At 60.9% G+C, this 22,167-nt stretch carries 22 protein-coding genes; 13 read left to right on the forward strand and 9 right to left on the reverse strand.

Features of this window, described 5'->3' with window-relative positions:
* Window positions 1–21: 21 nt before the first annotated feature.
* Genes ACZ1JX_RS06295 through dusB form a run of 3 tightly spaced genes read right to left on the reverse strand, consistent with a single transcriptional unit; the run spans window position 22 to window position 3,622 of the window.
* A complete protein-coding gene (locus tag ACZ1JX_RS06295) occupies window positions 22–1,464 on the reverse strand; it encodes a sigma-54-dependent transcriptional regulator (RefSeq protein WP_465125900.1) in 1,443 nt (480 codons plus the stop codon).
* A complete protein-coding gene (locus ACZ1JX_RS06300) occupies window positions 1,461–2,579 on the reverse strand; it encodes a two-component system sensor histidine kinase NtrB (protein WP_465125901.1) in 1,119 nt (372 codons plus the stop codon). The genes ACZ1JX_RS06295 and ACZ1JX_RS06300 overlap by 4 nt, the downstream gene beginning before the upstream one ends.
* Window positions 2,576–3,622, reverse strand: coding sequence for a tRNA dihydrouridine synthase DusB (gene dusB / locus ACZ1JX_RS06305; RefSeq protein WP_465125902.1), 1,047 nt, complete (start codon window positions 3,620–3,622; stop codon window positions 2,576–2,578). Before dusB ends, ACZ1JX_RS06300 begins: the two co-directional genes overlap by 4 nt.
* A 114-nt stretch (window positions 3,623–3,736) precedes the next feature.
* Here dusB and ACZ1JX_RS06310 point away from each other — a divergent pair, with 114 nt between their 5' ends.
* Genes ACZ1JX_RS06310 through ACZ1JX_RS06320 form a run of 3 tightly spaced genes read left to right on the forward strand, consistent with a single transcriptional unit; the run spans window position 3,737 to window position 5,985 of the window.
* Window positions 3,737–4,897, forward strand: a complete 1,161-nt coding sequence (locus tag ACZ1JX_RS06310) for a bifunctional 2-C-methyl-D-erythritol 4-phosphate cytidylyltransferase/2-C-methyl-D-erythritol 2,4-cyclodiphosphate synthase (protein WP_465125903.1) — start codon at window positions 3,737–3,739, stop codon at window positions 4,895–4,897.
* Between the two features lie 22 nt (window positions 4,898–4,919).
* Window positions 4,920–5,471, forward strand: a complete 552-nt coding sequence (locus ACZ1JX_RS06315; RefSeq protein ID WP_465125904.1) for a hypothetical protein — start codon at window positions 4,920–4,922, stop codon at window positions 5,469–5,471.
* 10 nt (window positions 5,472–5,481) lie between these two features.
* Window positions 5,482–5,985: a CinA family protein gene (locus ACZ1JX_RS06320; RefSeq protein WP_465125905.1), complete on the forward strand. Its 504-nt coding sequence runs from the start codon at window positions 5,482–5,484 to the stop codon at window positions 5,983–5,985.
* Here ACZ1JX_RS06320 and ACZ1JX_RS06325 read toward each other — a convergent pair.
* Both ACZ1JX_RS06325 and lipA read right to left on the reverse strand, forming a co-directional pair.
* A complete protein-coding gene (locus tag ACZ1JX_RS06325) occupies window positions 5,946–6,407 on the reverse strand; it encodes a type II toxin-antitoxin system RatA family toxin (RefSeq protein ID WP_465125906.1) in 462 nt (153 codons plus the stop codon). The genes ACZ1JX_RS06320 and ACZ1JX_RS06325 overlap by 40 nt on opposite strands.
* A gap of 2 nt (window positions 6,408–6,409) precedes the next feature.
* Window positions 6,410–7,354: a lipoyl synthase gene (gene lipA / locus ACZ1JX_RS06330; RefSeq protein WP_465125907.1), complete on the reverse strand. Its 945-nt coding sequence runs from the start codon at window positions 7,352–7,354 to the stop codon at window positions 6,410–6,412.
* A gap of 66 nt (window positions 7,355–7,420) precedes the next feature.
* Here lipA and ACZ1JX_RS06335 point away from each other — a divergent pair, with 66 nt between their 5' ends.
* Complete coding sequence (locus tag ACZ1JX_RS06335) at window positions 7,421–8,071, forward strand: carbonic anhydrase (RefSeq protein WP_465125908.1); 651 nt, start codon at window positions 7,421–7,423, stop codon at window positions 8,069–8,071.
* A gap of 83 nt (window positions 8,072–8,154) precedes the next feature.
* Here ACZ1JX_RS06335 and ACZ1JX_RS06340 read toward each other — a convergent pair whose 3' ends face one another.
* Entirely contained in the window at window positions 8,155–9,465 is a 1,311-nt protein-coding gene (locus tag ACZ1JX_RS06340; RefSeq protein WP_465125909.1) for a hypothetical protein, read from the reverse strand.
* Window positions 9,466–9,781: 316 nt separating this feature from the next.
* Here ACZ1JX_RS06340 and gyrA point away from each other — a divergent pair, with 316 nt between their 5' ends.
* Together gyrA and ACZ1JX_RS06350 are read left to right on the forward strand one after the other, a co-directional pair.
* Window positions 9,782–12,511, forward strand: a complete 2,730-nt coding sequence (gene gyrA, locus ACZ1JX_RS06345; protein ID WP_465125910.1) for a DNA gyrase subunit A — start codon at window positions 9,782–9,784, stop codon at window positions 12,509–12,511.
* A complete protein-coding gene (locus ACZ1JX_RS06350; protein ID WP_465125911.1) occupies window positions 12,508–12,861 on the forward strand; it encodes a DUF952 domain-containing protein in 354 nt (117 codons plus the stop codon). The genes gyrA and ACZ1JX_RS06350 overlap by 4 nt, the downstream gene beginning before the upstream one ends.
* Here the strand turns inward: ACZ1JX_RS06350 and ACZ1JX_RS06355 are convergent.
* Entirely contained in the window at window positions 12,839–13,396 is a 558-nt protein-coding gene (locus ACZ1JX_RS06355; RefSeq protein WP_465125912.1) for a lysoplasmalogenase, read from the reverse strand. The genes ACZ1JX_RS06350 and ACZ1JX_RS06355 overlap by 23 nt on opposite strands.
* A 176-nt stretch (window positions 13,397–13,572) precedes the next feature.
* Here ACZ1JX_RS06355 and trmFO point away from each other — a divergent pair, with 176 nt between their 5' ends.
* Window positions 13,573–14,940: a methylenetetrahydrofolate--tRNA-(uracil(54)-C(5))-methyltransferase (FADH(2)-oxidizing) TrmFO gene (trmFO, locus tag ACZ1JX_RS06360; RefSeq protein ID WP_465125913.1), complete on the forward strand. Its 1,368-nt coding sequence runs from the start codon at window positions 13,573–13,575 to the stop codon at window positions 14,938–14,940.
* A 6-nt stretch (window positions 14,941–14,946) separates the two neighbouring features.
* Here the strand turns inward: trmFO and ACZ1JX_RS06365 are convergent, their stop codons facing one another.
* Entirely contained in the window at window positions 14,947–15,423 is a 477-nt protein-coding gene (locus tag ACZ1JX_RS06365; RefSeq protein ID WP_465125914.1) for an EF-hand domain-containing protein, read from the reverse strand.
* A gap of 78 nt (window positions 15,424–15,501) precedes the next feature.
* Window positions 15,502–16,059: a hypothetical protein gene (locus ACZ1JX_RS06370; RefSeq protein WP_465125915.1), complete on the reverse strand. Its 558-nt coding sequence runs from the start codon at window positions 16,057–16,059 to the stop codon at window positions 15,502–15,504.
* 205 nt (window positions 16,060–16,264) lie between these two features.
* Between ACZ1JX_RS06370 and ACZ1JX_RS06375 the strand changes: the two genes are divergently transcribed.
* The 6 genes from ACZ1JX_RS06375 (at window position 16,265) to ACZ1JX_RS06400 (ending at window position 22,121) form a co-directional block, all read left to right on the forward strand.
* Entirely contained in the window at window positions 16,265–17,854 is a 1,590-nt protein-coding gene (locus tag ACZ1JX_RS06375; RefSeq protein ID WP_465125916.1) for a pilus assembly protein TadG-related protein, read from the forward strand.
* A gap of 32 nt (window positions 17,855–17,886) precedes the next feature.
* Window positions 17,887–18,327 carry a TadE/TadG family type IV pilus assembly protein gene (locus ACZ1JX_RS06380; RefSeq protein ID WP_465125917.1) on the forward strand — a complete coding sequence of 147 codons (441 nt, stop codon included), beginning with the start codon at window positions 17,887–17,889 and terminating at the stop codon, window positions 18,325–18,327.
* Complete coding sequence (locus ACZ1JX_RS06385; protein WP_465125918.1) at window positions 18,324–18,773, forward strand: TadE/TadG family type IV pilus assembly protein; 450 nt, start codon at window positions 18,324–18,326, stop codon at window positions 18,771–18,773. The genes ACZ1JX_RS06380 and ACZ1JX_RS06385 overlap by 4 nt, the downstream gene beginning before the upstream one ends.
* A gap of 209 nt (window positions 18,774–18,982) precedes the next feature.
* On the forward strand, window positions 18,983–20,854 hold the full coding sequence (locus ACZ1JX_RS06390) for a pilus assembly protein TadG-related protein (RefSeq protein WP_465125919.1): 1,872 nt from the start codon (window positions 18,983–18,985) through the stop codon (window positions 20,852–20,854).
* The gene (locus ACZ1JX_RS06395) at window positions 20,851–21,447 is read left to right on the forward strand and encodes a TadE/TadG family type IV pilus assembly protein (protein ID WP_465125920.1); all 597 of its coding nucleotides are present in this window, start codon (window positions 20,851–20,853) and stop codon (window positions 21,445–21,447) included. Before ACZ1JX_RS06390 ends, ACZ1JX_RS06395 begins: the two co-directional genes overlap by 4 nt.
* On the forward strand, window positions 21,444–22,121 hold the full coding sequence (locus ACZ1JX_RS06400) for a TadE/TadG family type IV pilus assembly protein (protein ID WP_465125921.1): 678 nt from the start codon (window positions 21,444–21,446) through the stop codon (window positions 22,119–22,121). Before ACZ1JX_RS06395 ends, ACZ1JX_RS06400 begins: the two co-directional genes overlap by 4 nt.
* Window positions 22,122–22,167: the final 46 nt, after the last annotated feature.

Here is a 22,167-nt window from a genome sequence, read left to right on the forward strand (position 1 = left end):
CATCAGCCCTGCGGCAAGGCATCAATCGCGGGCGGCGTACTCCTCTGGCGCTATGCCGAGATCGGAAAGCCGCTTGCGCAAGGTATTGCGGTTGATGCCGAGTATTTGCGCTGCACGCAGCTGGTTTCCGCCTGTCTGCGCAAGGACCGAAACGAACAGCGGGTGTTCGAACGCTGCCAGCGCAGCGTCATAGACCTCGCCTTGTGGTGGTGCGTTGGTGGAGAGCCAGTGGCTGACGGCGGTGGCCATGTCGCTCGGGCTTGCAGGGCTCGCGGATTCGGGTGCAAGGCGCGATTGCGCGCCACTTTCCGTATGCACAAGAAGCGGTTCGATGGAGGCGGCATCGATAACTTCTTCGCGCGCGAGCAGCGCCAGACGATATATGAAGTTCCGCAATTCACGGACATTGCCACGCCAGGGCTGCTGCGCAAGCAAGTCCGCACCGGCCTGCGTCAACTGCCTGCGGGGTAAGCCCTCGGCAGCGGCGCTGGCGAGGAAGTGGCGTGAAAGCGCTTCGATATCGTCCGCACGCTCACGCAACGGCGGAAGCTCGATCGGGACCACCGCGAGGCGATAGTAGAGGTCTTCACGGAAGGTGCCATTGGCGATCATCGGCAGGAGATCGCGGTTCGTCGCTGCCACGATGCGGCAGTCGAGCGTGATCTCGTCGCGCCCGCCGACGCGGCGGATGCGGCCAGATTGCAACGCTCGCAGCAGCCGCGTCTGCGCCTGCATCGGCATGTCGCCGATTTCATCGAGGAACAGCGTGCCGCCGCTCGCCTGTTCGAACTTGCCGATCGAGCGGACGACTGCACCGGTAAACGCGCCACGCTCGTGGCCGAACAGTTCGCTCTCGATAAGCTCGGCGGGAATAGCGGCGGTGTTGACTGCGACGAAGGGGCCAGCGCGGCGATTGCCCAACTGGTGGATCGCTTCGGCAACGAGTTCCTTGCCAGTCCCGGATTCGCCGAGGATCAGCACGGTCAGATCATTGCGCAGTACGCGGGTGATCATGCGATAGACCGCCTGCATCGCCGCGCTTCGACCGACCAGTGGCAGGCCTTGCGTCACGTCCTGCGGTACGTCGATTTCCGCTGCTTCCGCCTTCCCGATGGCTTGCGTCACCGTGCGGACAAGTTCTTCGAGATCGAACGGCTTGGGGAAGTACTCGAACGCGCCAGTCTCGCTGGCCCGCACGGCAGTGTCGAGCGTGTTTTGTGCCGAAAGGATGATGATCGGCATCGAAGGATGGGCATCGCGCACAGGACCGAGCGATTCGATCCCGTCACCGTCGGTCAGCATCACATCGGTCAGCAGCAGGCGATAGTCGTTCTGCGCAAGGAAACGGTCTCGGCCAGCCACGGAGTCGCAGCGGTCGATGGCAAAGCCCTCCGCTTCGAGAGCAGCGGTGATCACCAAGGCGATCGAGGCGTCATCCTCGACAAGCAGTACGCGTTTCGTCATCTGGGCACCGTCCCGGCAACGGGGAGATGAATGCGGAAGTGGGTCAGGCCCTTGGCTTCATCGCGGTCATGGGTGATGCGGCCATTCATCTCGCGGACGAGCTTCTGCACGAGCGCAAGACCAAGCCCCTGGCCGCTCTTCTTGCCCGTCACGAACGGCTCGAAGATGTGGTCGCGCAAGGTCGGATCGATGCCGGGACCGTTGTCGGAAACACGCAGTTCGATCGGCAGACGCAGCGGCTTGCCGCCAGGTCCAGCGTGAAGCTGGATGCCGCTGGCAAAGCGGGTGCGTACCGCGATCCCCGGATTGAGCTGGTTCTGGCACGCCTCGCGTGCGTTGCTGAGCAGGTTCAGCAGAACCTGCACGAGCGAATCCGGATTGGCCATGACCGGCGGGAGCGAGGGATCGAACTCTTCCTCGATGGCGACATCGGACGGATGTCCCGCAGCAAGCACGGCCTGTGCCCGCCTGACGGCTTCATGCAGATTGCAGGGCTGGACCGGTTCGGCACTGCGGCGCGAGAGCGACTGCATCTGGTCGATCAGCTTGGCTATGCGGTCGACCTCTGCAGTGATCAGGCCGGTCATCGCCCGGTCGTGCTCATTGAGCTTGCGGTCCAGCAACTGGGCAGCACCACGGATCCCGGCAAGCGGATTCTTGATTTCATGGGCCAGGACCTCAGGCGCGCGCAGGGCAACGCCCTCCCCGCCCCCTGCTCCATGCCCGTCGCCCGAAAGCGCCTCGACCCCGACACCCTCGTGAAGCATCAGCAATTGCCAGCCCGGACAGTGGGTCACTGGGCTAGTCATCACGTCAAAGCGGCGAGAGGGTTGCCCCATGATGCGCACGCCAACTCCGCGTGCAAACAGGTGGGCCTCCCCATCGGCAAGACGGCCCAAGATCAGCGGTTCCTCGAACTCGAAAAGCTCCGCGACCGACTTGCCGACAAGCCGCCGGTAGCTCTGCCCCATGAGTTGCTCCGCAGCCGGGTTGACCGAAGCAACGATGAGATCAGGGTCAAGCTGCAACAAGGCGAGCGGCAGGCTGGCGACAACGCGCTTGGGATCGGGCTTCTGCCCGGGCTCCGTCCGCCGCCAGTCCGGAAGAGCAATCATGCCGCCTCGCGCTGCCCCGTCGATCCGGAGGCGAGCTGGTGCTCGATGGCCCGGCCGTAGAATTCGGCAAGGTTGGATAGGACGACCTCGGGGTCGTCGATAAAGTTTACCTTGTTGCGGAAGTCGGCCGATCCGTGGAGACCCTTCGTATACCAACCGATGTGCTTGCGGGCCATGTTGACCCCCGTGACGGTTCCGTAGTGTTCCTGCATTGCCTCGTAGTGTTCCACGATCAGCGCGTACTGTTCGGGTAGAGTTGGATCTTCCATGCGCTCGCCCGTAGCCAGCCAGTGCATGATCTGGCCGAGCAGCCACGGCCGCCCGTATGACCCACGCCCGATCATCACCCCGTCGGCACCACTTTGCTCGACCGCCGTGGCAACGTCCTCGATGCCGCATATGTCGCCGTTGACGATCACCGGGATCGTGACCGCGTCCTTGACCCGGCGCACGAAGCCCCAGTCGGCATTGCCCTTGTACATCTGGTTGCGGGTTCGGCCGTGGACGGTAATCATCTTCGCACCGATATCTTCGGCGATGCGCGCAAGCTCCGGGGCATTGAGACTGTCGTGACACCAGCCCATGCGCATCTTGACCGTGACGGGCACCTTGACCGCGTTGACCGTCGCCTCGATCAGCCGGGTCGCCAGTGGAATGTCACGCATCAGGGCCGAACCCGCGTCGCCGTTCACCACCTTGCGCACCGGACAGCCCATGTTGATGTCGATGATCGCGGCGCCTTGCTGTTCGACCAGCTTGGCCGCTTCCGCCATCTGCGCCGGATCGCAGCCGACGAGCTGCATCGAGACAGGCTCCTCCATCGGATGCCACGCAGCCTTCTGGATCGACTGTCTTGTTTCGCGAATAGCCGCTGGGCTGGCGATCATCTCGGTGACGTTGAGCCCCGAACCGAACCGGCGGACGATCGTGCGGAAAGGCAGGTCCGATACGCCCGTCATAGGCGCGAGCACGACGGGACAATCGACCTCGACGGAGCCGACGTGAATGGGCTTCAGCACGGGAGGAGCGGGCACTTCGGACATCGGGATCAATCTGCCTAAAAAACAGGCAGCGCTTAGTCGATTGAAGGTGAAACGGCAAGTCGCTTGGTCTGCGCTGTTGCTCCTGCCCCCACGTCGCTGGTAGAGGCCCGGCGGATGACCGAACCCCTCCCTCTTTCCATCAGATCGACCGCTGCCGTTGTCGTCGCTGCAGGCAAAGGTCTGCGAACAGGCGGAACGGTGCCGAAGCAGTTCGTTCAATGGCGAGGAAAGCCGTTGGTGCGCCACTCTGTCGAAGCATTGGTGGAAGCAGGTGTCCGCCCCATCATGGTTGCGATTCCCGAAGGTTGGGAAGAAATTGCGGCGAATTCACTGAATGGTCTGGCGGGTGTTCGCTTTGTCCTCGGTGGCGAGACCCGGCAGGCTTCGGTCCGACTTGCGCTCGAAGCACTGGAGGCTGACGCTCCCGCGCAAGTCTTGATCCATGACGCTGCCCGGCCCTTGCTGTCACAAGCGGTGATCGGCGGACTGATGGAAGCCTTGCTGCGCGGCGTTGCCGCCATTCCCGTTCTTCCAGTCGTCGACAGCATGATCCGTGGCGCCGGCGATGCCATGTCCGGAAAGGTCGAACGCGAAGAGCTTTATCGCGTCCAGACTCCGCAGGCCTTTAACTTCAGCGCAATCCTCGATGCTCACCGCCGCTGGCAAGGCGAGTTGGATGCAGGCGATGATGCCCAAGTGGCGGTCGCAGCTGGGCACGAAGTCCTGCTTGCACCCGGTGATGAAGCCCTGCGCAAGGTTACGTTTGCCGCCGATCTCGAGGAGCAGGACATGATACGCGCGCCCCGCACTGGCATGGGTTTTGATGTTCACCGGCTTGTCGAGGGTGAGGAACTTTGGCTCTGCGGGGTTAAAGTGCCGTACGCAAAAGGCCTTTCCGGGCATTCAGACGCCGACGTAGCAATTCACGCGTTGGTCGATGCACTGCTTGGCGCAGTCGCTTTGGGCGATATTGGCGATCATTTCCCGCCATCCGATCCTCAGTGGAAGGGTGCTTCGTCTGACCGTTTTCTGGCGCATGCCGCTCATCTTGCGCGCGAAGCAGGTTACGAGATCGCCAATGTGGATGTGACGATCATCTGCGAGGCACCGAAGATCGGACCGCATAAATCCGCCATGCGTGAAGCGCTTGCCCGGATTCTCGGGATTGACTTGGCCGCCGTCTCGGTGAAGGCGACCACCACGGAACGCTTGGGCCTGACCGGCCGAGGCGAAGGTATCGCGGCACAGGCCGTGGCAACAGTCGTTGCCCGCTGAACGCAGCAGGAGCAGACGAATCATGATGTCATATCGTAGAGCCGCTGCAGCACTGGCATTCATGGCCATGGCCCAGGGACAGGTCGCCCATGCAGCGACGGACGTTGCACCATGCCTGAGCGAGAGCGAGGTGACGGCCCTCGTCGGATACGCACTGCCCTCGGTAATTGACGGCACCATAAAGAGCTGCAAGCCACATCTGTCCTCAAACGGATACTTCGCGACGCGCGGCAGCGAGTTCCTGGGCCGCTATGCTGCGCGGAAGAACGATAACTGGCCGATGGCCAAGACGGCGTTCCTCAAGCTCGGCTCGAGCAAGGACCCGAAAATGGCCGAGATGATGAAGAACCTGCCCGACAATGCGGTGCAGCCTTTCGTCGAGGCAATGGTCAGCGAACTGGTGAGCGGCGAAATCAAGCCCGATCAGTGCACGGCAATCGAGCGTGGCGTCCGCCTGCTTTCGCCGCTGCCCCCGGAAAACACGGCTGAACTCGTCACTTTCGTTCTCGTGCTGGCTGACAAGCCGAAGCCCGGTAAGGCATCGTCCTTCCCGATCTGCAAGCCGGCAGCCTGAGATCATGCCCATGGACAGTCTGCTTCCCGCCGAAATTGGTGATCTCGCGCGCCGGGTCATTGAAGAAAATGCCGCAATCGGCCGCAAGGTAGCTGTTGCGGAAAGCTGCACCGGCGGCCTTGTCGCTGCGGCGTTGACCGAAGTGCCGGGCAGTTCGGCCGTCCTCGATCGCGGCTTCGTCACATATTCGAACGAGGCAAAGAATCAGCTGCTCGGGGTGTCGGAAGACCTTATCGACACGTTCGGTGCCGTGTCGATCGCGGTAGCGTGGTCTATGGCGCAAGGTGCGCTGAAGAAGTCCGGCGCCGATGTGGCGGTGGCCATTACCGGCGTTGCCGGACCCGATGGCGGAACAGAGCAGAAGCCCGTCGGCACCGTCGTGTTTGCTTGCGCCAAGCGGGGCGAGGACCCCGAGGCGACAAATGCCGAACTCAAGTTGTTCGATACGGCCAGCACCCGGGCCGAAGTGCGCTTTCAGGCGACGCTGACCGCGCTGGAGCTGTTGCTGCCGTAGAGCTGTTCCGCACGCTTCTCGAACGCGGCGACCATCCTGCGGAACGCTGCGTCGAGATACTGGCCTGCAAGCCTCTCGAAGATGGCGCTGCGGAAGGTGAAATCGACACAGAACTCTATCGTGCAGCCCCCATCCGGATTGCTGCGAAAGGTCCAGTCGTTCTCGAGCCGCTTGAGCGGGCCTTCGATATACTCGACCTTGATCGAACGGGGCCGTTCCTTGAGCACGCGCGACGTGAATTTTTCACGCAAGGCGCTGAAGCCGACCAGCATGTCAGCGATCATCTCGTGTTCGCTGTCGGACTTGATACGCGTTGCCAGGACCCAGGGCAGGAACTCGCCATAACGGCGCACGTCAGCAACGAGGTCGAACATCTGTTCGGCCGACCATTGCAGCGTGCGGGTTTCGGTTATGCGGGGCAAGCTCAGGCCTGTACTTCGGCTTTCTGGGCGAGCTTGGCCAGTTGCGTATCGCGTGCTGCGCGCATCTGCCGGAAATCGTCGCCAGCGTGATAGCTCGACCGGGTCAGCGGGCTGGCCGCGACCTGCAGGAAGCCCTTGGCGCGAGCGATGGAGCCATACGCCTCAAAAGCCTTGGGCGTGACGAAGTCGATCACCTTGGCATGCTTGGGAGTAGGTTGGAGATACTGCCCCATGGTCAGGAAGTCGATCTGCGCCGAGCGCATGTCGTCCATGACCTGATGAACCTCGAGCCTCTCTTCGCCCAGGCCGAGCATGATGCCGGACTTGGTAAAGATGCGCGGATCGTGGCGCTTGACCTGCTCCAGCAGGCGCAGCGAGGCGTAGTAACGCGCGCCGGGGCGAATGGTCGGATAGAGCCGCGGTACGGTCTCCAGGTTGTGATTATAGACGTCCGGCCCGGCTTCGACGATCGACTCGACCGCAGCTTCCATCTTGTTGCGGAAGTCCGGCGTGAGAATCTCGATGGTGGTGTTGGGCGTAAGTTCGCGCAGGGCCTTGATCACCTTTACGAAATGACCTGCCCCGCCATCCGGCAGGTCGTCCCGATCGACCGATGTGATGACGATGTGCTCAAGCCCCATCTTCGCGGCTGCGGTAGCCACGTTGAGCGGTTCCATCGGGTCAACCATGCGGGGCATGCCGGTTTTAACGTTGCAGAACGCACAGGCGCGCGTGCAGACGTCGCCCAGAATCATCACCGTTGCGTGCTTCTTGGTCCAGCATTCACCGATGTTGGGACAGGCAGCTTCTTCGCATACCGTGTTGAGGCCAAGCTCGCGCATAAGGGCGCGAGTCTCGCCGTAGCCCTTGCTGGTTGGCGCTTTTACGCGGATCCAGTCAGGCTTGCGTTGGCGTTCGGGGCGGAGGTTCTGGGCCGGCTCGTTCATGGCGACCAGATAAGCCGTTACGCCAGCACTTGAAAGACCCAATCTATACGGCCATTAGCCCGTTGCATGACCCAGCCCTCACCTGAACTCGACCGCCTGCTCGCAGGCTACCGCCGCTTCCGCGAACATGGCTGGACCCCAAAGCTGGAACGCTGGCGCGAACTGCGCGAGGGGCAGGAGCCGCAGGTGATGATCATTGCCTGTTCGGACAGCCGCGTGGACCCTGCACAGATATTCGACGTCGATCCGGGCGAGATCTTCGTCGTCCGCAACGTGGCGGCGATGGTGCCTCCGTTCGAGACCAATCCCGGGCACCATGGCGTTTCGGCCGCACTCGAATTTGCGGTGCAGGTGCTCAAGGTCAAGGAAGTCGTGGTCATGGGCCATGGCATGTGTGGTGGCTGCAAGGCTGCGCTGACGCAGAGCCTCAAGGGGACTGAGCCTGGCGAAGGTGGATTCGTTGCCGACTGGATCGCGCTTCTGGATGACGTTCGCGAGGAAGTCGTCGCGAACCACGGCACCGAAGGCCGTGAGGCAGAGCGCGCGATGGAGCAGGCGGGCGTTCGTGCCAGCCTCACTAACCTGCGCACGTTCCCCTGCATCCGCCGCAAGGAAGCCAGCGGCGAACTGCGGCTTAGAGGTGCGTTCTTCGCAATTTCCGACGGGATCCTGCACGTGCTAGACGAAGCAAGCGGAGAGTTCTCGCCGGCTGCCTGAACCCGGCAAAGGCCCGAAGGCAAATGAAAAGGGCGACCCTCGCGGGCCGCCCTTTTCTTTTTCAGGTCGTTGACGGTCAGCGATCACTGGGCCTGCGTATTTGCAAAGGCGAGCCACAGACGACCAAGGGCTGCGCGGGTCCCGCCGACCTGCGCGAAAGTCGCCTTGGCATCAGCGAACTTGTCCTGGTCGAGCTGGGCGATCCCGAGGCGGGTCAGCGCACGATCCTTGTCAATGCCGCCCTTCTCGAGCGCCATCTTGTAGAACTCCTCAGCCTTCGCTGCATCGTCATACGACAGATAGGCGTCGGCCATGGCCATCGGGCTCTTGCCGTCCTTGGCAGCGCGGGCTTCCTTGTCGAGCGCCGGGAGCGAGGCCTTGTCGGGCGCGATACGGCCCTTTGCCTGGCTCGTAGCGTCAGCCACGAACGGATCGTTCGCCTTCAGGATTCCAGCCTGAACGCCCATGTTCGCAACCTTGAGCACTTCGCCGGGAAGACGACGCGGGTCAGCCGCTTCGATGTATTCGACGTATTCACGTTCGACATACTTCGCATCGTTCTGGAACCCGCCCGAACGCAGCAGCAGTCGGCCAAGATCAAGCGATTCCTGGTTGGTGAACTGGCTGAACTCGCGCACCAGCTGTCCGGCACCGAGCCAGTTGAGCGGGGTCGGATCGTTTTCGACCATCAGGGTCGACCATTCGATCGCCTGCGGCCCAAGCTTGTTCTTGTAAGCGATCAGGTTCGCGCGCTTGAACCAGCCTTCAGGCACCGGCTGCGCAGCAGCCTTGCGCGCGCTTACAGCCATCTTCAATGCATCGAGTGCCTGAACGTTCTGGCCCTGCTGCGCATAGGAATCGGCCAGCAGTTCGGCAGCAGTGTCATCCTTGTAGTTCGCCTGAACGACCGGCGTCAGCGCCTTCACGGCGGTGGCGTAGTCCTTGTTCGAATATGCGAAGTTGCCGAGGTAGAACTGGTACTCGGTAACGTTGGCGGCCGGAACCTGTCCGCTGTCGAGCATGTTCTGGATGCCGCGCTGGCGCATCGCAACATCGTTCAGCACGCCGCCGACGCTGACCGCCCAGCCACCGGCTGCCATGCGGTCGAGCGGAGTCTTGATGGCAGCTTCCGCCGCGGCAAGCTCAGCCGGGGCATTGGCCAGAACCGCCTTTTGCGCAGCGGCGTCGGCACCCTTCTTTTTGGCTTCGTCCAGCGCCGTCATCGTCTTCTGCATCGGCCCGGCGGCGGCCACGAATTCCTTGGAGTAGCTGACCTTCTCAGCCTTGGGTTCCTTGTCCTTGGCGAAAGCCGCGGTCGACGTGACCGACAGTGCGCCGGCCGAAAGCGCGAGGGCCATCGCCGTCTTGCCAATCAGTCCGAAAGTAGCACGCATAGAAATCGTCTCCTGTTCGACCGGATGCGTCCGCGGGAGCGACCCTGCCCCGACACCTTCGCACCCCGGTGTCCTCTCACCTCTGGTCGATCCCGCTAGTGGCGCGGAATTTGGCCCTTGGCAACGGTTTGTGCGCTATCCTTTTCACGGTGAACCACGATTGAATGGCACCTTGTCCCAATATTCATGCACTTGGTCGCAGGTGTGGAAAACCATAGAGGTTTCCGGGCGATTGGCCCCCTCTTGCTGGCTATCGAACGGCAATTGTCCTAGGGCCGGATTCCACCCTTTGTCTCTATAACGAAAAGCTGTTCCCGTGAGCGACGACACCACGATCATCGACCCCCCTGCCCCCTCGCCCGAAGGTGAGTTCCAGCGGATCGACATCGTCGACGAGATGAAGACCAGCTATCTCGATTACGCGATGAGCGTGATCGTCAGTCGCGCGCTCCCCGACGTGCGCGATGGCTTGAAGCCGGTCCATCGTCGCATCCTGTGGACCAGCCACGAGAACGGGTTCGTCTCCACCAAGGCCTATCGCAAGTCCGCGCGTATCGTCGGCGATTGCATGGGCAAGTATCACCCGCACGGCGACAGCGCGATCTACGACGCACTGGCGCGAATGACGCAGGACTGGTCGATGCGGCTTCCGCTGATCGACGGTCAGGGCAACTTCGGATCAATGGATCCCGATCCGCCGGCGTCCATGCGCTACACCGAAGCGCGCCTTGCCAAGGTCGCGGATTCGCTGCTGGCCGATATCGAGAAGGACACGGTCGACTTCATCCCGAACTACGACGGTTCGGAGCATGAGCCCCAGGTCCTGCCTGCCCGTTTCCCCAACCTGCTGGTCAATGGTGCGGGCGGCATCGCTGTCGGCATGGCCACGAACATTCCGCCGCACAACCTTGGCGAAGTGATCGATGCGTGCCTCGCCTACATCGAAAACCCGCTGATCACGATCGACGAACTGATCCAGATCATTCCGGGGCCGGACTTCCCGACAGCGCCGCTGATCCTGGGTCTTTCCGGCGCACGCAAGGCCTATCACGAAGGCCGCGGCTCGATCATCATGCGGGCACGCCACCAGATCGAGGAAACGCGCGGTGACCGCCGCTCGATCGTGCTGACCAGCATTCCCTATCAGGTCGGCAAGTCGGGTCTGGTTGAGAAGATCGCCGAAGCCGCCAAGGACAAGCGGATCGAGGGCATCTCGGATATCCGCGATGAGTCCAACCGCGAAGGCGTGCGCGTCGTTATCGATCTCAAGCGCGATGCGACGCCTGAAGTCGTATTGAACCAGATCTGGCGCAATACGCCTGCGCAATCGAGCTTCCCCGCCAACATGCTGGCGATCCGTGGTGGTCGGCCGGAAGTGCTCAACCTCAAGGACATCATCGAGGCCTTCGTCCGCTTCCGCGAGGAAGTGATCACCCGCCGCACCAAGTTCGAGCTCAACAAGGCGCGCGACCGGGCTCATATCCTGCTCGGCCTTGTCATCGCAGTCACCAACCTCGACGAAGTCGTGCGCATCATTCGCGGCTCTTCTAACCCGTCGATTGCCCGCGAAGCGTTACTTTCGCGCGAATGGCCGATGGGTGAGATCGCGCCATACATCAGGCTGGTCGAGGCCATCGAGGACATGGGTTCGGTCGACTCCGCAACCTATCGTCTGTCCGAAGTGCAGGTGCGCGCAATCCTCGACCTGCGCCTGCATCGCCTCACAGCGCTCGGCCGTGACGAGATTGGCGAGGAACTCGAAGGCCTGGCTCGCACGATTGCAGAGCTGCTCGAGATCCTGTCCGACCGCGTGAAGCTCTATGGCGTGATGCGCGACGAACTGGCTGCGGTGCGACAGGCCTTTGCCACGCCGCGCCTCTCGGAAATTGCGCCAGCCGCCGATGGTATCGAGGACGAGGATCTGATCGAGCGCGAGGACATGGTCGTGACCATTACCCTCGATGGCTACATCAAGCGTACCCCGCTCTCCACATTCCGCGCGCAGAACCGTGGTGGCAAGGGCCGCTCGGGCATGGCGACGAAGGACGAAGATGCCGTGGCGACAATGTTCGTCACCAGCACTCATACGCCCGTGCTGTTCTTCTCGACGGCGGGCAAGGTCTATCGTCTGAAGGTGTGGCGCCTGCCCGAAGGTGGACCGACCACGCGCGGCCGGCCGGTCATCAACTTGTTGCCGGCGCTCGATCAGGGCGAGACCATCGCCACCGTACTGCCACTGCCCGAGGACGAAGCAGAGTGGGGCAAGCTCTCGGTGGTATTCGCTACGGCAAAGGGCAATGTCCGTCGCAACTCGATGGACGCCTTCGCCAACATCCCGTCGAACGGCAAGTTCGCGATGAAGTTCGAAGAGGACAGCGAAGATCGCCTGATCGGCGTCGCGCTGCTCGAAGCCAGCGACGACGTTCTGCTGGCGACCCGCTCGGGCAAGGCCATCCGCTTCGCAGGCGACGAAGTGCGCGAGTTTACCAGCCGCACCTCGACTGGTGTGCGCGGCATGACGCTCAAGGGCGATGACGAGGTGATTTCGCTGTCGATCCTTCACCGCGTTGGAGCGAGCCCGGAAGAACGCGAAGATTACCTGCGCTTCGCGCCTTGGAAGGGCGAAAAGGAAGGCGAGCCTTCGACTCCTGCCGAGCGGATGGCAGAACTCGCCTCGCGCGAGCAGTTCATCCTCACGGTTTGTGCAAACGGCTATGGCAAGCTCTCCTCTGCCTATGAATACCGGCGGACCGGCCGCGGCGGTCAGGGCATCACGAATATCGACAACATCGCCCGCAACGGCCCTGTGGTAGCGAGCTTCCCGGCAACGCAGGCAGATCAGCTCATGCTGGTGACCGATCAGGCCAAGCTCATCCGTCTGCCGCTGACGACACTGCGCGTGATCGGTCGTGGCTCGGCAGGCGTCCGCTTGTTCAACGTTTCCGGCGACGAACACGTGGTCAGCGCCGTGCGCCTTGCGGAAGAAGAGGGTTCCGAGGACGAGACAGGCGATACGGCTGAGGGCGAAGGCACCGTCAGCGAATGAGCGATGTTCTGTTCATTGCCTACAAGGTGCTGACGGCGCCGCAGATGGCGCAGTTGGAAACCGATGGCGTGTTCAGCGGCGCGCCGATTGATCTTGCGGATGGCTACATTCACCTTTCGACCGAAGCGCAACTGACCGAGACTGTCGACAAGCACTTTGCCGGACAGACTGATCTGCACGTCGTCGCAGTCGATCTCGCCGTGCTTGGTGATGCGGTGAAGTGGGAGCCATCGCGTGGCGGTCAGCTGTTCCCGCACATCTACGCTGACTTGCCGCTGAACGCCGCCATTGCCTATGGTCCGCTTGAACGGGATCTGGACGGCCGCGTCAGGTTGCCTGTGGCGAGCTAAACTCTCCTCTCCCACGGAGAGTGGAGATCACGCCGGTGCCGATTAGGAACTGGCCGAAATAGTAAAGCGGCCAGATCAGCAGTTCCGGAACCGGGCTACCTGCCAGTGGCCCCATGCGTGCAAAGATCAGCAGGTCTGAAACGACGAACATCATCGCGCCGAGGCCGACGCGGTAGCGGGGAAAGCTGCTGAGCCATGCTGCTGCCGCCATACCGGACAGGCTCAGCGCATAGATCGCAACTTGGGCCTGACCTGTTAGCTGCAGCGATATCAACGGAACAGCCAGCAGCGTAACGATCGCTGCAGCCTTCTGGCTTGGACTCGGGCGCTCCCGACGGAAGCGGAGGTAGAGCGAGATTGCCGCCAAATGACCGAGCAGGAACGCCACGGCTCCCAAGGCAAAGTTCAATTCCAGAACAACGTCGCCAATCGCGCCGAGCGCCATGATCAGCGCGATCAGGTGTGCATTGCGAGAAGGGTGATGCGCCCAGGCGTAGGCGGCAAGCAAGGCAACCCCCGCGCCTTTCCAGAGCATCAGCCAGAGACCCGGGACCTGACCTTTCGACGCAAGCCAGTAGCTTGTCCCTGCGACAAGGCTTGCTACAAGCCACGGCCGCTTATCCATCAATCCACGCTCTGACACCTGTCCCCTTCCCTTCTGCACCGCTGACGGTCTTGCCGCAGCGGCGCGGCAATGCCAAGGGCTGCGACATGACCCATCAGGTACACATCATCGGCGGTGGCATGGCCGGCAGCGAAGCGGCGTGGCAACTGGCCCGACGCGGCATTCATGTACGTCTCTCCGAAATGCGCGGCAGTGGCGACACGACGCCGGCACACAACAGCGACGGCCTGGCCGAGCTCGTCTGCTCAAATTCTTTCCGCTCGGACGATGATGAGAAGAACGCTGTCGGCCTGCTGCACTACGAGATGCGGCAGTGCGACAGCCTGCTGATGGCCGTCGCTGCCAAGGCGCGTGTCCCCGCCGGATCTGCTCTCGCAGTGGATCGGGATGTCTTTTCCGCTGAAGTCGAAGCTGCCCTGCGTGCCCAACCAACGCTGGAGATCGTGCGGGAGCGCGTGGACGCTCTTCCGACCGAGGGGCTGACCATCGTCGCCACAGGACCGCTGACCGCGCCTTCGTTGGCCAACAGCATCGGATCGGCGACCGGGGCCGACAGTCTCGCCTTCTTCGATGCGATTGCGCCGATCGTCTATCGGGACTCGATCAACATGGATGTTGCCTGGATGGCCTCGCGCTGGGACAAGGGGGCGGAAGCCTCGCTGGCCATGGGTGGCGACGGGCGGGACTACATCAACTGCCCCATGAACAGGGAGCAGTACCTTGCATTTCGCGAGGAACTGCTGGCGGGCGACAAGACAGAGTTCAAGGAGTGGGAAGCGAACACGCCCTACTTCGACGGCTGCATGCCCGTGGAAGTGATGGCCGCACGGGGTGTCGAAACACTGCGGTTCGGACCGATGAAGCCGGTCGGCCTCGACAACCCGCACTGGGCAACGCCAGAGCATCCCAACGGTCGCTGGCCCTATGCGGTCGTCCAACTGCGTCAGGACAACAAGCTCGGCACCTTGTGGAACATGGTCGGCTTCCAGACCAAACTCAAGCATGCCGAGCAGGTCCGCGTGTTCCGGACGATTCCGGGGCTAGAGAACGCGGAGTTCGCGCGCCTGGGCGGCCTGCACCGCAACACCTTCCTCAATTCGCCAACGCTGCTCGATCGCCAGCTGCGACTGAAGTCCGCGCCCCACATCCGCTTCGCCGGGCAGATCACCGGTTGCGAGGGCTATGTCGAGAGCGGTTCAGTGGGTATGCTGGCAGGGCTCATGGCCGCAGCGCAGATCGCGGGCCGGCAATGGTCGCCCCCGCCGCGCACCACTGCCCTCGGCGCACTGCTCGCCCACATCACCGGTGACGCCGAAGCCGAGAGCTATCAGCCGATGAACGTGAACTTCGGCCTTTTCCCGCCACTGCACGATGTGAAGAAGAAGGCACGCAAGGAAGCCTATACCGAGCGAGCAAAGGCAGACATGTCCGCCTGGATCACGTCCCTGCCCTGACGCGGCTTAATTGCACGAGCACTTCTGCTTCGGCTTGGGCTTGTCCTTCGGGCGGGTCGTCGCAAACTCCTGACGCGTCAGGAAGAGATCGCTGTTGCCATCGGCTGCCTTGAACTTGTCGACCGTGGCGAATGCCCACTCCTCGAAGGTCAGCAGGTTGTTGCCGTCCTTGTCGAGCTTGCGAAAGGCCTTCGCGCGCTGGCTCAGCATTTCGGCGCGGCTGATCCGGTTGTCACGATCCTTGTCGACCAGATTGAACCGCCGCGTTTCCTTGCCAACCACCGTTGCCTCCGGCGGCTCGGCCCCCATCAGGCCATCGACATCGGCACTGGGCAGATCCTCCGGTTCGCCAGCTGAAGCGTCCTCGATATCAAGCGCAGGCAACGCCTCGCCCGATACGGATTGTGCCCTTCCCTGCCACCAGAATATCCCCGCAGCGACAAGCATCAGCGCCGCCAGACCGCCAAGCAAACCACGCACCATCGCCACCGCCTCCGCGCACTTGGTCTAGCCGTGCCTTCGAGCGTGAGCAGCCTGAGATGGTGCCAGTTTGGCGTGAAGTCAGCGACCGAGGAGCCCGGCCCACATGACCCGTCCCAGATCGCGCAACGGCGTTGGCGTGCCACCGTGCGCTTCACGGCGAGCCATTGCGCGCAACACCGCTAGCGGCCGCATCGCGCGGGGCAGCGCTGAGGAAAACCCTGATGCAGTCGACGGATCGACGAACTGCCGAGCCGCTTCCCTTACGGAATCAGCATCATCGACCCCGAGCAGACGTGCGAGCGCGACAAGCGACTCCACGCGGGCCTTCGCGAGTTCGGTCCCGCCGTCCTCCGCAACCACAAGCGCTTCCCATCCATCAACAAGACAGACGAGTTCGCGATGCATCTCGTTCCAGGCTTTCAGGTTACCCAGAACCGGCTCACTGACTGGCCAGGCGGAAGAGGGCTCGCCAAGCCGATCACGCCACCATGAAAGCCTGAGCTGAATCATTAAAGGTTCACGACCCGGTCGCGCGGTTTCAGCCAGTCGCCTTTCAAACAGGAAGAGTGCCAGCCACGCTGCCCGCGCAGTGCTGGGCGCGTAGACCAGCGCCAGACGCTGTGCCGGATCAAGCATTTCGGGGGCTTCCGATGGTTTATCCTGCATTACCGCGACACCTGTATCATTCCCCTAATCTTTAACGGCCCGTCAACCAGATGGCTTCAAGATGAACTTACCACGACGAACTAATGAACGAGTCGCGCCGATCAGGCTTCGGACGCCACTGGCAAGGTGAAAAGACGCTAGCAGGATGCTTAAAGCATTTCGATCTTTGGTCAGGTTGCGTGACTTCTTCAAGCGCCTTGCCCGCCACACCAGCGGCAATGCAACGCTGCTTGTAGCGATTGGCATGCCGGCTTTCATCGGTGGTGCCGGTCTCGCTGTCGATACCGCGCAATGGTATATGTGGAAGCGTGAATTGCAGTTTGCAGTGGACCAGGCAGCCCTTGCAGGTGCCTGGGCGAGAACGCAAAGCGCCACCCGGCCCAATTACAGCGCCCGCGCGCTTCAAGAGTTCAATGCGAACCTCTCTATCACAAAGGACCTGACCGTCGCCCCGCCCACGGTGACGTTGTCGAACTACGCTGGTGGCAGCAACAACAGCGTCACGGTTAGCGCATCTGTCAGAGACACCCTTCCCTTCTCGAGTTTCCTGACCGGCAAGGGCACGACTGTGACCGCCTATGCGCAGGCGGCTTACACTGCAGGCAGCTCGTTCACGTCCTGCCTGATCGCGCTGGACGAAGACGACAGCGGTGCCGTGACGATTGGTGGTTCTTCGGTGCTGCGGGCCAAGTGCGGCATTGCAGCGCTATCCACGTCCGACTCCTCGGTACTTGTCGACGGCAACCCCGATATCGATGCTGGCTGGGTGCTTTCGCGCGGTGGCATCGACGACTGGTTCAATCTCCATACTGACGACGAGGTTCATGATTACCTCGAAGGGCTCTTCGATCCTTTTGCAAGTTTGAGCGCGCCCAATCCGATCGAAAGTCAGGTTGCACGGAGTTACTACTGCGTGCCCGGAACCACGACGACGCGTGCGGATCGCAGCAAGAAAACCACCGTGACCTACACCTACTGGAAGGGCGCGACCTGGCAAACTGCGACGACGCAGGTGACGAACAGCAAGAACGCAAAGAAAGACACCGTAACCACCACAGGCGAAAGCTATGTGATCGTTGAAAACACGAGCGTGGCCGGGGTCACTTACCAGACGACCACCGTCTGGACGCAAACCAACAACGGTTCAGGTAACAATACGGTCTGGGAAAAGGCCGAAACAGTGGTGGCAACCACGCTTTCAAATCTGACCAAGATCACGTCGCCCGATCTGGCGAGCATTTCGCCGGGCACCTATTCGGGCGGGATCAAAGTGAGTTGCGCTACCACTTTGGCACCCGGCGTCTACATTATAGACGGCGGCGGCGTAGAAATCTCCGGTCAGTATCCGGTGGTCGGCAGCGGCGTGATGTTCGTGCTCAAGAATGGTGCCTACATCAAGATCAACGGTGGTTCCAACATCAACCTGACGGCAATTCAGGCGTCAGATCTGGTGCAGCGCGGAATCGCAACCGATGCTGCCAATGCCCTGGCCGGGATGCTCGTCTTTGAGGACCGCGCATCCTACGGAACTGATCGCAGCAAGATCAATGGCAATGCTTCCACTGTTCTGAACGGCACCTTCTATCTGCCGCATAGCGGTCTCGATTTCACCGGTACTGCAACCGTTACCAGCCAGTGCCTGATGATTGCCGCCAACACGATCACGATCTCTGGCAGTGCGAACATGACTTCATTCTGTCCGTCAGGGATGACCGAGGACACGATCGTTGCGCGCGAAGTGAGCAAGGTGAAACTGGTGGTATGAAGTTTCTCCTGCCAAATCTGCGCCTTATCCTCATGGACAGCCAGGGTGCGATGGCGGTCGAGACCGCGATCATTGCGCCTCTGATGGTTCTTTTCAGCCTTGGCGCATATCAGGTGAGTTCGCTTGTCGCGCGGCAGAGCGAACTGCAAAGCGCAATGTCAGTGGCTGAGTCGGTCGCCCTTGCTACCGATCCGGACACCTCGGACGAATTGACGACCCTCAAGAATGTCATTTCGGCATCGACTGGCCTTGCATCGTCAAAGATCTTGGTCGCAGCAGCCTATCGCTGCAACTCCTCGGCATCCTATGTCGCGCTTGAAAGTACGTGTGCAACCGGTGCCAACGTATCCCGTTATGTTCGGGTTACGCTGTCCGACACTTACGTACCGATCTGGACCGAATTCGGCGTAGGCTCGAACATCGCCCTGCGAGTAGACCGATACATTCTCTACGGACAGAAGACGAAGGCATGATTGTTCGCCGCTTCATCAAGGCAATGCGCCGCCTCAGTTCATCGCGCGATGGGTCGGTCGTTACCGAATTCGCTCTGCTCGGCCCAACCGTCATGGCCATGATGCTTGGCGTGTTCCAGATCGGCATTGGCATGCAGAATTACAATGCAATGCGCGCGGTAGCATCAGACGCGATGCGCTATGCCGTGGTCAACTACCAGACCAACAACAAATTGAGCAACCAACAGCTCCGCGACTATGCGCGTTCAGTAGCAGTCAAGAATCCATATCGCCTGGAGAGCGCACGACTTGCAATTACTGTAACATCTGCGACCACATCCAGAGTGCCAGGAGCACTCGAAAAGAGTATCGCTTTTACATATAGCGTACCGACAGTGCTGAGCATTATTGGATTTGGTGATTTTCCGATTACGTACTCTCAGCCTCTTTTTCTTACGTCGGATTGACACAAAACCTACAAACTTTTGATTATAAAGCGTTAAAGATCTTTAAGATTTTAATTTCATAGCAATCTGGATTTCCGCGCTAATCTGTCTGATTTAACTTTATCGTTACCATAACGATTTGCCGAACATTACGTAACTCTACGTAAAACATTTGAATGTTCGTGAATCCTTCGCCCACATCACGAAAACAGCACGTCAAAGGCTTTCCTTTGCGACGGACACTTGTCGTGCTACGCGGGCTGTTCGCCGACAATGGCGGCAATGCCCTGATGATCCTGGCTTTCTCGATCGTGCCACTGCTGGCCCTTGTGGGCTCGAGCATCGACATGGGCCGGGCCTATCTGGTTGAATCACGCCTCCAGCAGGCCTGCGACGCAGGCGTTCTGGGTGCCCGAAAGGAGCTTGGCGCAATCACCAACTTCGATCCGGATGTCGACGGAGCGGCTGTCCTCACAAAGGGTAACCGCTTCTTCAACGCAAACTTTGCAGATGGCATCTACAATTCGGTCGATCGCAACTTCGAAATGACACTCGAAGAGGACCAGTCCGTCGGCGGAACGGCATCGGTGATCCTGCCCACCGAAATCATGCAGTTCTTCGGAAAGGAACAGATCGATATCTCGGTCAACTGCCGGGCCGAACTGAGCATTCCCAACACCGACATCATGATGGCGCTCGACGTCACCGGTTCGATGGCGGAGAGAAATCCCGACGATACCTCGCCGAAGATTTCAGTGCTGAAGTCCGTCGTGAAGGACTTCTACGCCACCATGGAAGCGACCCGACAACCGCAAAGCCGTATCCGCTACGGCTTCGTGCCCTACTCCACCAACGTCAATGTCGGTGCCCTGCTCAAGGACGAATGGGTGGTTTCCCAGTGGAGCTATCCCTCCAGGACGCTCGTCGGCACCAGCTCTTCCGGCGGACTCTATGGCTATTACAGCGCGGTGTCACCGGTATCGGGAACGTACTACACGACCAATTCGACATTCGCTGCGACGCCAACCGGAACGGGAAGTTACACCTGCAGTCGTCCGGCCAACACCTTGACCACGTCAACTGCGCTTGTGTCCACTATCTCCGAGACAGTCACCAATCCCGACGGAACCAAGACGACGTATACCTACAATCGCACACGCAATGGCGATACATACTCGGTCAGCCGTTCGGGAACGACCTGCACGCTCTCGACCACGACGTTTGCCAACTACGTTGACACGTACAAGTACATCACCGAGCCGACACTCGCGAGCGGGAGTTCATGGCTCTACAAGGACGTCGTGCGCGATACGAGCGATTGGCGCACGGCATCGAACGGCTGCATCGAAGAGCGTTCGACCTACGAGATCGGCGATTACGACAATGTCGACCTCGACCGTGCACTGGACCTCGACATAGACCGCGTTCCCACTCTTGGCGACACGGACACTCAATGGCGTCCGATGTTCCCCAACATGATCTACGAGCGTTCGCGACTCTGGAATGGCACAGGCAGCTTTACTACCGCTGAAGTAACGACCAACAGCGAGTTCATTTCGCCGGGCCCCGCAGGCTTCGCAGCCTGCCCTGCCGCCGCTCGCAAGCTGCAGGTTTGGGCGAAGGCCGACTATGATGCCTATATCGACAGCCTGGTCGCTGCTGGAAGCACCTATCACGATATCGGGATGATCTGGGCCGCCCGCCTGCTTTCGCCGACCGGTCTGTTCGCCAGCGAGAATGCCGATGTCTCGTCCAGACAAAGGACCAGCCGACACCTGATCTTCCTCACCGATGGGCAGACCTCCTCGCTGGATATCAGCTACAGCTCCTACGGCGTGGAGCCGATTTCGCAGCGGCGCTGGTCCCCCTCGTCGCCGCTGTCACTGACAGAAACGATCGAGAAGCGCTTCTCGTTTGTCTGTGAAGAAGCGAAAAAGAAGAACGTCACCGTCTGGTTTGTCGCTTTCGGGACCGACCTCAATCCGATCATGACCCAGTGTGCCGGAGCCGGCCACTACTTCAAGGCAAGCAATTCGGCAGAACTGCAATCCTCCTTTCGCAAGATTGCCAAGTCCATCGGTGACCTGAGGCTCGCGATATGACCTTGAGGACCGCTATCTCTATCCTGCTGGCTGATCGGAAAGGCGCAACTGCAGTCGAGTTCGCGCTCATCTCCCCGCTGCTCGTGTTGCTCCTCATGGGGCTCTTCGACATGGGTTTCTCGGTTTATGCCAACACGATGCTGCAAGGCGCGCTCCAGCGCGCCGCGCGCAGTTCCACGGTGGAAGGTGCTGCAGGGACGCTTGCTTCCATCGACAACGCGGTAGCAACCGAAATCCATCCCGTGGTTCCCGATGCCAATCTCGTGTTCTCTCGGAAGGCCTATGCCAACTTCACGGACGTGGGCCTTCCCGAAGACTTCACGGACAGCAATGGCAACGGCGCTTGTGATGCCGGGGAGCCTTACGAAGACGCAAATGGAAGTGGAACGTGGGACCGCGACCGAGGGGCTGCCGGTCTCGGCGGTGCACGCGATGCCGTCCTCTACACCGTCACCATGACGTACACGCGCAAGTTCCCGATGGCATCGTTGATCGGCATGTCTGAAACGGTGACCAACAGTGCCAGTACCGTGCTGCGGAACCAGCCCTACGACATGCAGAAGAGCCTTGCCAAACTGGGGAACTGCGCATGATGTCCTGGCGGAAAGTGCTCGCGCATCTGAAGCGGAGCCAGTCTGGCGTAGCAGCCGTCGAGATGGCGTTGGGTGCGCCACTTGTCTTGACGCTTTGCCTTTGGGGCGCCGAACTTGGCAATCTGGCCATCACGCACATGCGCATAAGCCAGCTTGCGATGCAGCTTGCCGACAACGGATCGCGCATCGGCGACGTCTCGATGCTGGAAGATCTCAAGATCTATGAGAGTGACATCAACGATCTTCTGGCTGGTGCAAAGATCCAGTCCGGCAAACTTGACCTGTTCGAGCACGGACGTGTGGTCATCAGCAGCCTCGAAGTTGTGCCAGGAACCGAAGACACCCAGTACATCCATTGGCAGCGCTGCAAGGGCAAACGCAACTTCCAGTCGTCATACGGTGGCGAAGGCGCGGGCCTTGATGGTTCCCTTGAGGGCATGGGACCTGCGGGCGAGGAAGTCAGCGCAGCTCCTGGAGATGCCGTGATCTTCGTCGAAATCGAGTACGCCTACCAGCCCCTGGTGAGCGCCCGGTTTGTTCCCGATGCTGTCATCCGCACGACTGCGACCTTCAATGTCCGTGATGACCGCGATCTCACGCAAATCTATCAGCGCAATTCAGCCACGCCAGATAGCATCGCAAGCTGCAACGTCTTCACCGGCTACACCACCTGACAAAAAAGAGCGCCGGATCCCTCCGACGCCCTCTTTGCCCAGATAA

This window comes from Novosphingobium sp. BL-A-41-Hi4A-0G (assembly GCF_055521735.1).